Raw genomic sequence first — 15,265 nt, 5'->3', positions numbered from 1 at the left:
TTATGAGGACTGAAGTCCTCACTACCAACCAGTCGATTACCATCACAAAAACGGAACGCACGTGCGGACTCTTCGGGGGGACTACAAACTCATCTGATTGCGGTTAATCGATCGGACACGATATAATGGATACTTGCTGTCATTGCGAACGGGGCGCTTGCAATCGCAAAGCCTTGAGATTTAAACGAGAAAAATTCAATACCAATTATCTCAACTTAAGCTGTTCAGCCTTTAAATTGTATCTCAATAAATAATCAAACTATTGTGGGCAGTTGCTCAGAGCAGCGTCCCGAATATGCAATGTTTATTTGCGCCATAGCTTACCTTCCCTGCAACTTCAATCAACTATGAAACGGAACACTTAATAAAGGCAAAAGAGTTAAAATCAACCAAGCAAAAAACCACTTATTCACCTTTAAAACAGGTTCAGGCTCTGCCAACAGCGCCTCTATTCTCTCTCCCAGTCTATTTGGCGAACCGACAGCACCAACCACGCAAGCTACATCAAAATTTTGGTGCGGGTAACTCGCCACTAACAGCAAAGCTTCTGCTAATAATAAACCATCAACTCCCGCCGCCGCTCTAGCATCAGCCCGCAATTCCCGCAATGTTAATAACTCCTCCCACAAAGCTTGTGTATTCGGCAGCCAAACAGTAATTTGCCGCAGCCATCCCAGCCAGAAAAACCAGAAGGTATCGCGATAATAGTAGTGGGCTTGTTCGTGGGTAATTACTGCTTGCAGGTGAGCTGAGTCTAGGCTTTTCAACAATCCCGTACTGACAGCAAATTCTGAATTCCAGAAACCAATTATAGCAGAAAATAGAGCGGGGGTGTCAAGAACTCTGACATTTATTCCGGCTATTTTTTTATGAGGACAGGTGCGAATTTGATTTAAAAATAGATGGCCATCCGCCGCTAACTTAATACACAAAATTGCTGCTACAATCAGAAAAATCACAGCTAGTAAATAGCTAAACCATCCGTCCCACAATCTTACCATTTGTCCCTGAGTTCCCATAAAAATCACTGCGATAGCTGTCGCGAGCAATAGCAGCGGGGGAAACAAGAAAAATAAGAGCGATCGCTGCCAGCGACTGGCCCAATTGCCTTCAGGAACAGACCATCTAATTCTCAAACAGCAAGCAGCAACCAACGCGGTAACAATCAGGATTAAGTGCATTATTTTTGCTCCTCCCGGGCTTGGCGGGCAGCTTGAATGCGAAGGGAAATTTCTTCTAATTGTTCGACGGTTGCTTGGTCGAGACTGTCAGCAAATGCTGCTACAATATCAGGATTGCCAACTGCTAGGAACTTCTGCAAGCGATCGTATGCAAACAATGCTTGGGCTTCTCGGGAAGAAACTAAAGGCTGCCAAGTGAATGTCCGTTCACTTTTGTTGCAAACCAGCCAACCCTTGTCTGTAAGGCGCCGCAGCACGGTTGTTACTGAAGCATAGGCCAATTCGCGATCGGGATCGGATAAAATGCGATCGTGCACGTCTTTCACTGTAGCAACTTCTAGTTCCCAAACTATATTTAAAATCTCTGCCTCCAAAGGGCCGAGGGATAGTTGCTTAGGGCGGTAATTCGGCAGAGGATTCATAGGATTTTAGATTAGAGATTTTAGGGATATAAGTAATTATTTACCAACAGTACATCATTGAGGATTTCGATCGACTGTTTCTTTAGAAACACTTAATCAGAAATTTTGCTATTTACAAGTTTGACAAGCCGTCATTTGACAATTCAAGCAAAAAAGTGTAACAATTATCCGGAAATTATCCAACTCAGTATTTTAAGTATCTCTCAATGAAAAAAAAACTAATCCTCGCCTCAACTGCCGCAGGAATCGCTATGCTGTGCAGCTATTGGGCTATTGACAGGCATCAAGCCACAGCGGCAGAAAATCAAGAAATCGAGATTAAATTTAGTGCGATGGTAGGCGAAAAACCGTTTAACTGCGGCGAAAGCTACAGCAATTTAGGTACGCCGGCTGCTACTGTTACCGTTACAGATTTCCGTTTTTATGTATCGGATGTTGCTTTAATTGATGCTAGCGGTAAAGCTGTACCCCTGAGTTTAAAACAAGACGGCAAATGGCAGCATCAAAACGTGGCTTTGCTAGATTTTGAGAACAAATCCGGTGCTTGTGCTAACGGAACAGTCGAAATTCGCGATCGGCTAATTGGTACAATACCCAAAGGCAACTACAAAGGCCTACAATTCACCATCGGCGTACCTTCTAACCTCAATCACCAAGACGCAAGTCTAGCACCTTCTCCCCTGAATTTAACATCCCTGTGGTGGAACTGGCGCGGCGGCTACAAATTTCTGCGGATCGACATGAAAAATGAAACTAAAAGCACCAAGCCCGTCAGCCACACTCAGGGCGATCGCATTCAGGAAGTTGCTAACACAAAACCAGAACAATACAGTCATGAAAAGAACGAAAATCACGGCAATACACCAGGTTTTGTCATCCATTTAGGCAGCACCGGATGCACAGCAGGCGAAAAAAATCAGCCAGCAAATAGCTGTACAAATCCTAACACAGCAAAAGTTTTTTTAAATGAATTCGATGCCGCAAAAAATACAGTAGTTGCCGATATCAAGTCTCTGGTAGCTAATAGCAATTTGGCAGTAAACCAACCGAACACTCCTCCAGGTTGTATGTCAGAACCCAAGGATAGCGATTGCAGCGGAATTATGAATAATTTAGGTTGGTCATTTGATGGAAAACCAGCCGCCAGACAAACTTTTTTTAAAGTTAAGTAAGCTGTAAGCTGTTCGATATTTAAAGGACGATAGTAGGGTGCGTCAGTACACAAGCGTTTCCGTTGCTGTGGGAGTGTTCGCTCCTGACGCAACTTACTGTCGGTGGTTAGTAATTTAAATGCGTAACAGCTTAGGGGCGGGTTCGCCAATAAGCTTGAAGATGACAGATAATTTAAGTAAACTCGCCCCCATCCCACAAATGAAATTAAGTCGCTTATTCACCTTTACTATTATTTGCATTTGGTCGTGTTTTTTGGCGATCGCCCTGACTAACCTTTTTTGGGAAAAAAAAATTGCGAACGCCACTCCTCCACCTCAAACCTACAACTGGAATATCCCCGCTTGGATGCCGAAACCAATTGTACCAGCCGACAACCCAATGAACAACGAAAAAGTCGAACTGGGGCGGCATCTTTTCTACGAAAAACGCTTGTCAATTACAGGCACATTTTCCTGTGCTTCCTGTCACATTCAAGCCAAAGCTTTTACAGACGGTAAAACAGTAGGAGTCGGCGCCACCGGCGAAAAACACCCGCGCAATGCCATGAGTTTAGCCAATATCGGCTACAATTCAGTGCTAACTTGGGCAAATCCGCTACAGAATAAACTGGAATCTCAGCTATTAGTTCCCCTGTTTGGCGAACATCCGATCGAAATGGGAATGGTAGGTAAAGAACAGGAACTTTTGGCAATGCTGCGGTCAGATTTACCATATCAAAAAATGTTTGAGGCCGCTTTTGGTAGGGGAAAAAACAATATTAATATCAGCAATTTAGCCAAGGCAATCGCCTCTTTTGAACGCACTTTAATTTCCCTAAATTCTCCCTACGACCGCTATCGGTACGGCGGCGACAATAACGCTATCTCAGCCTCAGCTAAGCGGGGGGAAGAATTATTTAACAGCGAACGTTTAGAATGCTTCCACTGTCACGGAGGCCTAAATTTTTCCGATTCGATCGTGCACGATCGCTTGGCTTTTAAAGAAATTGCTTTTCACAATACAGGACTGTACAATATAGACGGCAAAGGCGCTTATCCGCCAAACAATACAGGGGTTTACGAAATCACCAACCAACCCTCAGATATGGGCAAATTCAAAGCACCTACTTTGCGAAATATTGCCTTGACTGCACCTTATATGCACGACGGAAGTATCAAAACTTTAGAAGAAGTTATCGGTCACTACAAAGCGGGCGGTAGAACTATTAAAAAAGGAGAATTGGCAGGAGTAGGAAGTGAAAATCAACTCAAAAGTAATTTTGTTTCTGGGTTTAAATTGACAGTACAAGAACAGCGCGATTTGCTAGCTTTCCTGCGCAGTTTGACCGATGAAGAATTTATCAATAACCCCGAATTAAAAGCTCCGAATCTGTAATATCATCTCCGTTTGATTCAGACTTGTATCCGTCAACTTGTGTAGGGGCTCTTTCGCCTAGATACAGGATTAATACCAAATCCGGGTTAAAAACCCCTTCCCTATTGCGCGAGCTCCCGCGAGAGGGGGAGAGGGGGGGAGGGGGAGAAACAAGAGGGGGGAGGGGGAGAAATTAGCAATCTCACTCAAAAAGGGGATGAGTAACCCGGATTTAGTATAGGTACGACAAATTTTATAAACCCCCCCCGGCCATACAAGTCCGCTGCTACCGGACTTGATATAATACCAGATGTATAAGGTTAGTGTGCCTAATTCAAGGAACAGACTGGCAGGACGATCGCAAATTCAGTACCTTGACCGGGCTGAGAATTCACATCGATCGCACCCCCATGTTTCTCAACAACAATCTGCCGCGCGATCGCCAATCCCAACCCCGTACCTTTACCTACAGATTTGGTTGTAAACAGATGATCTAAAATCTTCTGTTTCACCCCTTCAGTCATGCCTATGCCATTATCTTTGATGCGAATTACTACTTGTTTTTTCTCTGGATAAATATCGGTTTTGAGCGTAATTTGATTGGCAATTTCTTGATAACTACGTCCAATATTTGACTCATCCAAAGCATCGATCGCATTTGCCAACAAATTCATAAACACCTGATTCAACTGTCCGGCGTAGCACTCCACCTGTGGTAAATCACCGTATTCCTTAACCACTGGGATTTCTGGGCGATTTTCGTTTGCCTTGAGGCGATGTTTCAGGATCATAATGGTGCTATCGATGCCATCGTGGATATTGCAGGCGACGGGGCGATCGGTATCAGCACGGGAGAAGGTGCGCAAGCTGGTACTGATGCCTTTAATGCGATCGCACCCCAGTTTCATCGAATCAATCATTTTGAACAAGTCTTCAATGATATAGTCGAGATCGATGTCTGCGGCACGATCGGCAATCTCGGTTTCCGGGGCGCGAGATCGATATAAATTGAGATGTTCTACTAAGTCTTGCACTGTTTGTTTGGTTTCGTGCAGATTGCCAGAAACAAAGCCAACGGGATTATTGATTTCGTGGGCGACTCCGGCGACTAAGTTACCCAAAGCCGACATCTTTTCACTTTGAATCATTTGCAGTTGGGTTTGCTGCAAGTTTTGTAAGGCTTGTGATAATTCCTCGGATTTTTGAGTGATGACGGCTTCGGCTTGTTTGCGATCGCTAATATTTTGAGAAATACCAATCAAACCAATGATGTTTCCCACCGGATCTCTGAGGGGTGTTTTAACAGATAGATATCTGTTGTCTACTCCATCATCTGGGACGATTTATTCAATGCGTTTAGTGATACCTGTTTCTGTCACTTCTTTGTCTATTTTCATAATCGCTTCCGAAATTTCAGGGGGGAATATATCGGCATCAGTCTTGCCAAGTATTTCATTGATTGTTGTATTAAAAAACTTACTTACATTTGAATTCATAATCAGATAACGACCTTGTAAGTCCTTAGCAAAAAAGTAGTCTGGTATTGCTTCTAGGAAGGAGTGAAGTAAGTTATTAGTTGCTTGCAATGATTGTTCAGAAGCTTTACATTCAGCATAAAGTCTAGCATTTTCCAAAGAAATAGCGGCTTGGGTGCAAAGGAACTCGATCACCGTGATGCGCGATCTCGTAAATACCCCAGCAGTAGATTGATTTTTCAGGTAGAGAATTCCCGCTAAATGCCCTCGATCCAGAATCGGTAAACACAGCACACTCTGGGGCTGGTGTTGGTTGAGATAGTTGCCAATGACGGGTAAATCGGTTTGTAAATTGTTTATTACAACTACCGATCGCGTCCGTTTGACATACTGAATCAGTTTGATGGGAACATTGGGATAATCGTCTAAAGGTTCTGAACAAAGTTCTGTGGTTTCCAGAGTTGAGATGGCTTTGACTTGCCATATTTCGTCTTGAGGTAGAAGTAATATGCACTTGTCAGCCCCGGAGTTTTGCAGAATGATTTGGGTAAGTTGGCGGAGTAGTTCATCCAATTCGATCGCACTAGAGAGAGCTTGGGCCACTTTAATTACAGAGGCAAAATCCAAGGCATCAGAAATTATGGTACTGTCAACTTTGCTCGATGAATGAGTAATATTTGTCAGAGTTTCTAAGGGATTAAAGCTGGTTTGGGGTTGCTGCAATATCGGTTGGATCAATTGAGGATAACGGGTTTCCAGATCGACAACTTTGGCTTTGGCTCCCCATTTGACATAGCAATAGTAGGCTGATTGCATATAACCAGCGGCAACTTTTTCTTTACCCCAGTTGAGGTAGAATTTGGCTGCAAGTTCGTTGGCTAGCGCTTCATCTTGAATGAAGTTGTTAGCTTTGGCACTGGTAATGGCGCGATCGTAGTGTTCAATGGCATCGGTTTTATTTCCCAATACCCGATATTGCTCGGCTGCTACCAATTCCCAGCGATGTTGATGATTCGCAGGAGCCAATGCTGCCCAATGATCCAATTTATCCTGATGCTGTTGCACTTGTAAAAGAATTGCCTGACGCTCTTCTGGAGATGCTTCTGCATACTGGGTTAATTGAATCAGCGCATCAAAAAAGGAATAGAGGGGAACTAAAAACGTCGCCAAGGCACCATCTGAATATTGAGCCGTTTGGGCAGAGAATTGGATTGCCTCTGCATCTTTTCCAAAGAGGTAATAGAGAATAGTTTGGTTTAAATACCAGTCGAACAATGCGGATCGTTGATTGGTTAATTGTAGTTCAGAGAGGGATTTTTCCTGGTTAAAGCTCATCCCCGTCAAATGATAAGGCACCTCACCCTGCCCCGATAAATTAAGTACAGTTTGATAATAGATTTCTTCAGAATGACGGGAAGCAGCGTGTTGGTATCGATCGATAGTTTGACGATAGGCATCCATCGCCTGAGCAAGTTCTGTTAATTCAATTCCCGCATAATAAGCGTAATAACAGTATGCTACAGCGCTTAAGCAAGCAACCTCAATCTCTCCAGTTTCTAGCGCACTGCGGTATGTTTCTTGCAACCCAATCAGACTTTCAGAGAGTGGCTTTTTCCAATGTTTGATGAAACGATGAACCACATAAAGATTTCGGGCTTTGAAGGATGTTAGTTGGAGTCGATCTCGAAGGCTCAATGCCAATTGCCCAAACTCGTAACCGTTGTCGATATTGCCCATGATGCCACATAGGATTAAGCCATAATCACCATAAGCAAATACAGAAACTGGACAATTGCCAGATTGGATGGATAATTCAACTTGTTTGAAAATTAGCAATGGCATTAAGTTAGAAGCTGACATATAGGTGGCAGACACCAAAACTGTCAAGATTTCCATCGCCGCCAAAAGCTGGGAATCGCGCATGGTGGGTAAATCAAGTAAACTCAAAGGTGATTTGTCTGCCCAGTGCGATCGCCCTGCCCCAAAAGCCTGCTCAATATCTGCCTGGGTGGGTTGTTGTGGAAATTCAATCCCCAGGGAGTGTAACACCGACAACCCAATCTGAATCGCCTCTAGATATTGCCCTTGGGCTTTGGCTCCCAAAATCCGAGTTTGCTGAACTTTGATGTTATCTAGCAATGTTTTTGACTGTTGCAGCACTACACTCGCCCACCCTTCCATCTGCTCAAAATCGGTGTTGAGATAGCTGGCCTCGGTAATGCCTTCATGGAGTGCCAGCGCGAGGGGATAATGGCTTTCCCAAGCATCCGCTGGTAAAAGCTCGATCCCTGTTGCCAGATATTCGATCGCCGCTGGATATGCTGTAGCAGTTTTAGCTTTTTGTCCGGCAGTTAGATTTAATTCTGCCAGATTTTCCCGCTCTTGAAGTGATGTAATTAGGGCAATGCCAATATTCAAATGATTTACAATTTCAAAGAGTCGCTCTTGGCGTTCGCTGGTGGAAGAATCGCGTAACAATAGTTGCCCCATTGACAGGTGAGTTGCTTGCTTGATATCTTCAGCAATCAGAGAGTAGGCTGCTTGTTGGACGCGAGCGTGCAAGAATTTATAAGGAACCCTAATCTCACCACTGCGATCGCACTCGCTTGAGTCATTCGCTTGGAAGAATTTGGAGGTTTCACTAATCGGGATAATCAGCCATTCTTGTAATGCTTTCCATAGGTTTGTTGCCGTCTCGATTGGCGATTGTTCAGAGACTAGCGCCAAGGTATTCAAATCGAATTTGTTGCCAATACAAGCCGCCAGTTTCAAAACTTCCTGTGTCTCTACCGGAAGTTTCTGCAACTGCAATGCCATAAACTCCACCACATCTGAGCTTAATGCCAACTGTCGCACCGCAACTATGTCGCATTGCCACCCCCCCGTAGCCCCCGTGCCCGCCCTGGTTGGAGGGGTAAACTCAATCCACCCATCCTCGTGTAGTGCTTTGAGAAACTGGGTGGTAAAAAACGGATTCCCTTTGGTTTTCTGATACACCAATTGCGTCAAGGGTTGCGCTAATTCCGCAGTACAACCCAGGGTGTCTGATACCAACTGATTCACCGTCATTTCTACCAATGGTTTCAAGGTAATTGTATTGACGATCGCTTGAGCTTTCTGAATCTGTTCCAGCGTCAGCATCAAGGGATGAGCTGGAAACACTTCATTATCTCGATAGGCCCCCAGAATTAGTAAATATCCCGAACTGGCTTCACTCATCAAAAAGTTCAACAAGTTTAAAGAAGCCGAATCAGCCCATTGCAAATCGTCTAAAAACATCACGAGGGGATGCTGTTTAGTTGTCAAGACAGAGATGAATTTTTGAAAGAGTAAGTTGAAGCGATTTTGAGCAGCATTACCGGAGAGTTCCGGCACCGGAGGTTGTGGTGCGATAATCTGTTCTAGTTCGGGAATTACATCCACAATGACTTGTCCGTTTTCGCCCACGGCGTCGAGAATTTTGGCTTTCCACGCCGCCAATTGGACATCGCTTTCACTCAACAATTGTCCCATTAAATCGCGAAATGCTTGCACCAAAGCCCCTAAGGGAATGTTGCGATTGAATTGGTCGAATTTCCCTTTGATGAAATAGCCGCGTTGCTGCACGATCGGCTTGTGGACTTCGTTTACTATTGCAGTTTTCCCAATTCCAGAAAAACCTGCTACTAGCATCATTTCGACCCCCCCTAGCCCCCCGGGTTGGGGGGGGTTAGCGACTCGATCGAATGCTTGCAGTAGAGTTTCTACTTCTGTTTCTCTACCGTAGAGTTTCTCGGAAATTATAAATCTGTCTGTAATATCTCGCTTTCCTAGTTCAAAATCATCTATTTTACCAGTTGCTTGTAATTGAGCCAAACAAGTCTCTAGATCGTGCTTCAATCCTAATACACTTTGATAGCGATTTTCGGCATTTTTTGCCATCAGCTTATCGACTATTTGTGATAAAATTAGTGGAATCGCTGGTTTGATTGTATGGCTCGCGATCGGCTGTTTGGCTAGATGACAATGTACTAATTCCATCGGATCGTCTGACACGAATGGTAACTTTCCTGTTAACAATTCATAGAAAGTAACACCTAGGGAATACAAGTCACTGCGGTAGTCAATGCCGCGATTCATTCTCCAGGTTTGTTCGGGTGAAATATAGGCTAATGTTCCTTCGAGGATGTTGGGATTCAAAATCTCTTGAGTTTCTATCGGTAAAAGTGAGGCGATACTAAAATCAATTAGTTTAACTTGTTTGGTTTCGCGATTAATTAAGATGTTGGCTGGTTTTATATCTTTGTGAATAACTCGGCTTTGGTAGAGATATTCGAGAATGTCAGTTACTTGTAGAGAGATCTTGAGAAATTCTGTTAAAGATAAACAGTTAGAAGGCTGGTTTTTATCTGTTGCTGTTTGGAGATAAGTAGAGAGAGAGACTCCGCCAAAGTCTTCCATGACTAAGGCGTAGCTATTGTGGTATGCTTCTAGGGTCAGGGGTTGAATGATGCTGGGGAAGTCGAGATTTTTGGCAATGGTGTACTGGTTGCGAAACCCGATGAGTTCGCTGAAGTTGGGGTATTCGTTCCGCAGTAGTTTGATGACGACTGGGTATTGGTCGCTGGTACGGATTGCTCGATAGACTAGGGTGCGCGTACCTGCGTAGAGTTGGTCAGTTATTTGATAACCCAACAAATTTACGATCGCCTCCATAGCTCGTTGCTCCTCTCTTAGACAACAGTTAAATTAAAACATTCAATTCCATTCTATTTTATTATTTGACAGGGAGAGCGATATCAAACACGGTTGCGTAAGTCCAGAGGGAGCAAAAAAAAAAATTTGTAATTTTTAACCGTAGATAGACGCAGATAAACGCAGATAGAGTCGATCCTATCTGCGTCTATTTGCGTGAATATGCGGTTTTATTCTGCTTTATTCCCCGTAGTGCCCACCAGCAACTTTACCCCGAAACACAACATAATTGTAGATGTTGTAGAAAATCATGATCGGGATCAGAAAGCCGATGAACACAATCATAAATACCAGGGCGCTGGGCGCCGCCGCCGCTTGGTAAATCGTGATTTGCGTGGGAATAATGTAGGGAAAAACAATCAATCCCAAACCGATAAAACTCAGCAAAAAAATAAAAATCGTCCAGACAAACGGGGTTCGTTCTTGTTTGCTATTCAGGCTTTTAAGCAATAGTCCAACCAGCAGCAATCCCAGCACCGGAATTGCCGCAAAAACATAAACCAGCGGTTTGTCGAACAATCTGGCTCTGGTACTTTCGTAAAAAACCGGAGTGGCGACGGTAATCAAAATCGCTCCGATTAACGTCGTCACCGCCGCAATTTTAGCCGTGCGATAGTGATGTGTTTGCAGTTCCCCGTCGGTTTTCATAATCAGATAGGTGGAACCGATCAAAACATAACCTTGAACTAACGTCAAAGCCACCAAGATCGATCGCCAATCCAGCCAATCCCAAGTAGTCCCCACAAAATGACCTGCTTCATCCACCGCAATGCCTTCGAGCACCGCCCCGAGGGCAAATCCTTGAGCCAAAGCAGCTAAAAAACTACCCGCACCAAAAGCATAATTCCAAAATAACTTGCGGTTAGAATGCTCGCGAAACTCAAAAGCTACAGCCCGAAATATCAAACCGAAAAGCATCATGCAAATCGGGATGTACAAGGCAGTTAAAATCGTGCCGTAAGCCAGGGGAAATGCGCCAAATAAAGCGCCTCCCATCAACACCAGCCAAGTTTCGTTCGCATCCCAAACGTTACCCAAACTGGTCATTAAAATGCCTCTGCGCTCGTCATCATCAGCAGTCAGAGATAAAATTCCCACGCCTAAGTCAAAGCCATCTAGCATGACGTAAAGCAATAGAAACAAACCCAAAATCACGAACCAGACTTGCGGGAGAAAATGCTCCAAAGCTTGCATAAAATCTCCTATTGTTGTGCTTCTACGGGACGGCGATCGGGAATGTGCTCTGCGGGTTCAGTTTCGATCGCAGGTTGATTGTCCAAACCAGGTATGGGCAGATTCAAATTCGGGCCTTTGCGAATAATGCGGCTGCCAAAATACAAGGCGCAAACAAACAAAAAGCTGTAAATAACTGCAAAGAAAGTGAGAGAAGTTAAAACATTGGTAGCGGGGATGTTTGACACCGCATCAGCAGTGCGAATTTGCCCGTACAAAGCCCAGGGCTGTCTGCCGACACAGCGCACGATCCAACCCGATTCTACAGCAATATATCCCAGCGGCGCTGCTAATACCCAAGCGCGCATCAACCAAGGTTGGCTGCTGATATTTTCCGCAGAAAGTTTGCCGCGCAGCCACTGAATTGTACTGAATAACATCAATCCGACAAAAAAGAATCCAATCCCCGACATTATCCTGAAACAATAGTAGATTAAACCCACCATTTTGGGTCTATCTTCTGGCTTCCATTCCTTCAATCCCAGGACTGGTTCGGAGAGTTTTTGTTTGAATTCGAGAACGTATCCCAAGCCGTTAGGAATTTTAATTTCCCAGTCATTTTTTTGGGCTTTTTCGTTAGGCAAAGCTAGCAAAGTCCAATCGGCAGATTCTCCGGCTGCGGAAGTTTCCCATTTAGCTTCGATCGCTGCTAATTTGGTGGGCTGATAGTGATAGACTTGTTCGGCGCTCAAATGTCCGATGAATATTTGCAAAGGTGCAACTGCGATCGCCGTGGCGATGGCTATCTTTAAAGACTTGGAAAAAAAAGCTTCTTGGCGTTTGTTGAGGATGTACCAAGCGCTAATTCCTCCAATCACAAATAGCGAAGTTTCTAGCGTCGCAAAAAACATATGCAGAACGCTGTTTAATGCAAACGGGTTGAGAATTGCTTGAAAGTAATCGCTGACTACAAACTTGCCGTCAACCATTTCTCCGCCGGCGGGAGTTTGCAGCCAGGAGTTAGCGACTAAAATCCAGACGGTGGATAGGTTTGCGCCGAAGGCTACCATGATTGTAGCGAAATAATGGACGATCGGGTGAACGCGCTCCCAACCAAACAGCATAATTCCTAAAAAGCCTGCTTCTAGCATAAATGCCATGGAAGCTTCAAATCCTAAAATGCTGCCAAAAAAGTCACCAACTGCTTCGGAAAATGGCGCCCAGTTTGTGCCGAATTGAAACTCCATCGGAATCCCGGAAGCTACCCCAATCCCGAAGTTTAGGACATAAAGTTGAGACCAAAAACGAGCGTGGCGGTAATAGTCTGGGTTGCGAGTTTTCAGCCACATTCCCTCAACTATTACTAGATAAATTCCCATTCCTGTAGTGAGAACTGGCCACAGCATATGGAATATGGCGGTTAGCGCAAATTGCATCCGCGATAGCGCCACGGTGTTAGATAAGATATCCATGTTTGTGTCCTTTGGTCAGTTCAACAGAGATTAGTTTGCACAATTTCTAGAATTGACATTAACTACAATGTAATGTAAAAATTCGTGACATTTTGTATGGCGGGCAATTTTTAAGGTTTTATACAGATTTGATTTGTATTTTTTAATACATTTAGCGGTTGTTTTTATTGGGAAATCGGTACATTTGAATTTATGGTTGGGTGGGCGGGTTTACGAGATTGTTTGTTAGGGGCGGTTATTTCGGTGAACCCGCCCCTACAATATTTATGTTTGTTGAAGGGGATATGATATTAGCGAACGGTGACTGTATAACTGAGTTTAAAGGGTTTAAAGTTGGGTTCGGTTTTGGGTTGGCCGCTGAGTTCTAATTCGTAAATCCCCGCCTTGGGAAATACAATTTCTGCTCCGGGAATGCCTTGGTAGCGCTCGGCAGATACGGCTTTTAAAGGCGGTTGCATCAGCGGTTTATCCCCCTGTTTGTGATTTTTTGGATAAACGGCTAGCTGGCAGTTGCACTGCTCTAACGGGATAATTTGACCGCCCCTGCGAGTCAGGGCAAACCACACTTTTGCGGTTTCTCCGGCGCGGGGATTGTGGTTTGGTTCGAGGTGAAAGGTAGCGGCGACATCTCCCGATATTTCGACTTCGTGGGCTAAAACAGAAGTTGAGTTTAACTGCGGTAGGGGTGGGAATGTCTGTACTAGCAATACTAAACAAAATATGGCGTGTTTGCAAACTTTGGTGAGGGCGAAGCATTCGGACATAAAATTTGGGAGGGGAATTAGAGATTGTCGCCCGAATGCTTCACCCCTACGAGATCTTGGGGCTTCACAAAATTGTTCTAACAATCCCAAATTTTTACTTTTGTTTGACAGGCGGAACATACAAATTATCCAGTGATAAAAGCGACCAAATTAAGCGCGATCGCACTAACATAACTAATACCGCAACCAGCGCTAACACGGCTGTCAGCAGTCGATCGTGCAATTTCCATTCAAAACCGCCGAGATAGTGGGAACCGATGAGGGCTGCGTGAAGGGCGCACAGCAAAAAAGCGGGTACGGTTAACAGGTGAATTTGCCGCCACCGCTTCCCTAAATAATTTTGAATTCGATCGCAACTTGTCACCGCCGCGGGTATCATCAACAGTAGCGCCGCCATCCCAGCTATCATCGCCAATTGATGCTGTGGCAACATAAAAGATAGGGCGTCAAAATTCCATTGCAGCGTATGATCTAGCATATGAAATGTGTGGGCAAGGGCGATCGCAAATCCTCCCACACCTAAAGCCCGACGGTAGCGCAACAGTGGCGGCAAAAACTTGCTGAGCGGACGCGCAATCAATGCTAGCATCAAGCATATTAGCGCTGCGTGGCCTGTCTGATCGACCATGGCATCGGTGCGCAGCAGAGTAATCATGCCGATCGCAATTGTCACCCAACCACCCGCACGAAACAGTTGACTGCGTTTGTCGGCGCTGAATCTACCCGCAACAAACCCCACTCCCAGCATAGTTGGCAGCGTGCCCATTCCAAATGCAAACATCGTTGCCGCACCCAAAATTGGGTTTCCGGTTTCCGCCGCTTTGATTTGCGCTGCATACAGGAAACCGCAGGGAATGAAACCCCAAAGCAAACCCAAAGCGGATGGTATCCACCAACTTTTTTGAGTTGCAATTTTTGTCATTGCATTGCTGATGCGATCGTGCTTCACTGGATTGAGCAATGGCAAACGCGGCAGCAAATCTGGTTTAATTTGTACCAATCCAAACCACACCAGCATTGTACCGGTAATAAGTGCGATCGCGCGCCGCCATTCGCTACCAGTACCTGCCATTTGTCCGCCAGCAATTAATACCGAACCCAAGCCGCCAATGGCCGCACCAACTAAGGCATAAGCCGCAATTCTTCCCACATTTAATAGCAGATGAAAGCGGAAGGAAGCTAATTTATCTTTGTCGGTACTTGACAGGGAAAATGCCACTGTCAGCGGGCCGCACATTCCGGCGCAGTGTCCGAAACTGCCGAGAAATCCTAAAGTTGCAATTAGCAGGATGTCTAGCATTTTGAGTCAGTAGTTAGCAGTCATCAGTCATTAGTTTTTTTACTGCCGATCGATGATTGCTGGATATGATAAATCTCGGCTATTGCTTTTGTCAAAAGACAGCCTGTCAAATTTATCTCGATCGCAGGGGCGGGTTTATGTATCCCCTGAGTTAGTTACAAATATTTCTCGTGAAACCCATCCCTAATGACAGTTGACAGTTGGTTCAAATTACGAAT

At 44.7% G+C, this 15,265-nt stretch carries 9 protein-coding genes and 1 pseudogene; 2 read left to right on the top strand and 8 right to left on the bottom strand.

Annotated features, from left to right (window positions below):
- Positions 1–341: 341 nt before the first annotated feature.
- Together QUB64_RS33080 and QUB64_RS26980 are read right to left on the bottom strand one after the other, a co-directional pair.
- The gene (locus QUB64_RS33080; protein WP_442921724.1) at positions 342–809 is read right to left on the bottom strand and encodes a M56 family metallopeptidase; all 468 of its coding nucleotides are present in this window, start codon (positions 807–809) and stop codon (positions 342–344) included.
- A 371-nt stretch (positions 810–1,180) separates the two neighbouring features.
- A complete protein-coding gene (locus QUB64_RS26980) occupies positions 1,181–1,603 on the bottom strand; it encodes a BlaI/MecI/CopY family transcriptional regulator (RefSeq protein ID WP_333276566.1) in 423 nt (140 codons plus the stop codon).
- Between the two features lie 206 nt (positions 1,604–1,809).
- Here QUB64_RS26980 and QUB64_RS26975 point away from each other — a divergent pair, with 206 nt between their 5' ends.
- Both QUB64_RS26975 and QUB64_RS26970 read left to right on the top strand, forming a co-directional pair.
- Positions 1,810–2,775 (top strand): MbnP family copper-binding protein, encoded by a 966-nt coding sequence (locus tag QUB64_RS26975; protein ID WP_333276569.1) that lies wholly within the window; start codon positions 1,810–1,812, stop codon positions 2,773–2,775.
- A gap of 118 nt (positions 2,776–2,893) precedes the next feature.
- The gene (locus QUB64_RS26970) at positions 2,894–4,150 is read left to right on the top strand and encodes an MbnH family di-heme enzyme (protein WP_333276572.1); all 1,257 of its coding nucleotides are present in this window, start codon (positions 2,894–2,896) and stop codon (positions 4,148–4,150) included.
- 308 nt (positions 4,151–4,458) lie between these two features.
- On the opposite strand, the pseudogene QUB64_RS33075 reads toward QUB64_RS26970, so the two are convergent.
- From QUB64_RS33075 to QUB64_RS26945, 6 genes and pseudogenes are all read right to left on the bottom strand, one after another.
- Positions 4,459–5,406: pseudogene (locus tag QUB64_RS33075) on the bottom strand (sensor histidine kinase); the annotation flags it as partial.
- Positions 5,407–5,472: 66 nt separating this feature from the next.
- Positions 5,473–10,299, bottom strand: coding sequence for an AAA family ATPase (locus QUB64_RS26965; protein ID WP_442921722.1), 4,827 nt, complete (start codon positions 10,297–10,299; stop codon positions 5,473–5,475).
- 219 nt (positions 10,300–10,518) lie between these two features.
- On the bottom strand, positions 10,519–11,532 hold the full coding sequence (gene cydB, locus QUB64_RS26960; RefSeq protein ID WP_333276574.1) for a cytochrome d ubiquinol oxidase subunit II: 1,014 nt from the start codon (positions 11,530–11,532) through the stop codon (positions 10,519–10,521).
- 8 nt (positions 11,533–11,540) lie between these two features.
- Positions 11,541–12,983 carry a cytochrome ubiquinol oxidase subunit I gene (locus tag QUB64_RS26955; protein ID WP_333276577.1) on the bottom strand — a complete coding sequence of 481 codons (1,443 nt, stop codon included), beginning with the start codon at positions 12,981–12,983 and terminating at the stop codon, positions 11,541–11,543.
- A 290-nt stretch (positions 12,984–13,273) separates the two neighbouring features.
- Positions 13,274–13,747 (bottom strand): hypothetical protein, encoded by a 474-nt coding sequence (locus QUB64_RS26950; protein WP_333276580.1) that lies wholly within the window; start codon positions 13,745–13,747, stop codon positions 13,274–13,276.
- 94 nt (positions 13,748–13,841) lie between these two features.
- Positions 13,842–15,047: an urease accessory protein UreH domain-containing protein gene (locus QUB64_RS26945; protein ID WP_333276583.1), complete on the bottom strand. Its 1,206-nt coding sequence runs from the start codon at positions 15,045–15,047 to the stop codon at positions 13,842–13,844.
- Between the last annotated feature and the right edge of the window lie 218 nt (positions 15,048–15,265).

Origin of the sequence: Microcoleus sp. Aus8_D2 (assembly GCF_036702665.1) — a bacterium.
GTDB lineage: Bacteria > Cyanobacteriota > Cyanobacteriia > Cyanobacteriales > Microcoleaceae > Microcoleus.
Note: the sequence above shows the minus strand (reverse complement) of the source record. Positions and strands in the feature narration are given on the sequence as shown.

Excerpts from the sequence above, each read along its gene's own strand:
- QUB64_RS26950 (WP_333276580.1), bottom strand. The coding sequence starts at position 13,747 with ATGTCCGAATGCTTCGCCCTCACCAAAGTTTGCAAACACGCCATATTT.
- QUB64_RS26975 (WP_333276569.1), top strand. The coding sequence starts at position 1,810 with ATGAAAAAAAAACTAATCCTCGCCTCAACTGCCGCAGGAATCGCTATG.
- QUB64_RS26955 (WP_333276577.1), bottom strand. The coding sequence starts at position 12,983 with ATGGATATCTTATCTAACACCGTGGCGCTATCGCGGATGCAATTTGCG.
- QUB64_RS26980 (WP_333276566.1), bottom strand. The coding sequence starts at position 1,603 with ATGAATCCTCTGCCGAATTACCGCCCTAAGCAACTATCCCTCGGCCCT.
- cydB (WP_333276574.1), bottom strand. The coding sequence starts at position 11,532 with ATGCAAGCTTTGGAGCATTTTCTCCCGCAAGTCTGGTTCGTGATTTTG.
- QUB64_RS26970 (WP_333276572.1), top strand. The coding sequence starts at position 2,894 with ATGCGTAACAGCTTAGGGGCGGGTTCGCCAATAAGCTTGAAGATGACA.
- QUB64_RS26945 (WP_333276583.1), bottom strand. The coding sequence starts at position 15,047 with ATGCTAGACATCCTGCTAATTGCAACTTTAGGATTTCTCGGCAGTTTC.
- QUB64_RS26965 (WP_442921722.1), bottom strand. The coding sequence starts at position 10,299 with ATGGAGGCGATCGTAAATTTGTTGGGTTATCAAATAACTGACCAACTC.